The organism is Vibrio genomosp. F6, assembly GCF_005146325.1.
In the GTDB taxonomy this organism is placed as follows: domain Bacteria; phylum Pseudomonadota; class Gammaproteobacteria; order Enterobacterales; family Vibrionaceae; genus Vibrio; species Vibrio cortegadensis.
The window spans coordinates 1-352 of the sequence record NZ_SYUT01000065.1; the positions used below are offsets into that span (position 1 = coordinate 1).

Genomic DNA, 352 nt, shown 5'->3' on the forward strand with positions numbered 1-352 from the left:
TAATTGGGCGTTAGTTGCTAGGCGGTGAATTAGCATTTTCGAGGTAGTAGAAATGGTTCAAACTTACGGTTCTGAAGAAACAAAAGCTTTCTGTTGTAACTGCAAAGAGATAACTCTTCATAGGTATCAAAGTTTCACTAAGTCAGACGAAAGCAAAGAAACAGAAATCAAAGGTTTCTTCTCTGGTCTATTCGCTGCAATAGCTAGTGCTCTGATGGAAGGTGAACCGACAGGTGATTATAAGTGTAAAGAGTGTGGTACGAATCTCCACACACCAGATCATTTAGATTAATACATTACTTGGTGCTTGTAAGGACAGTGCTTGTGGCAAGTAACGCAACTAACAAACAAT

At 39.2% G+C, this 352-nt stretch carries 1 protein-coding gene; it reads left to right on the forward strand.

What is annotated here, in order from left to right:
* Positions 1-52: 52 nt before the first annotated feature.
* Positions 53-292, forward strand: a complete 240-nt coding sequence (locus tag FCV43_RS18395; RefSeq protein ID WP_136995983.1) for a hypothetical protein — start codon at positions 53-55, stop codon at positions 290-292.
* Positions 293-352 lie beyond the last annotated feature (60 nt).

What these genes read in the sequence shown, in the direction of transcription:
- FCV43_RS18395 (WP_136995983.1), top strand. Translation starts at nt 53, where the DNA reads ATGGTTCAAACTTACGGTTCTGAAGAAACAAAAGCTTTCTGTTGTAAC.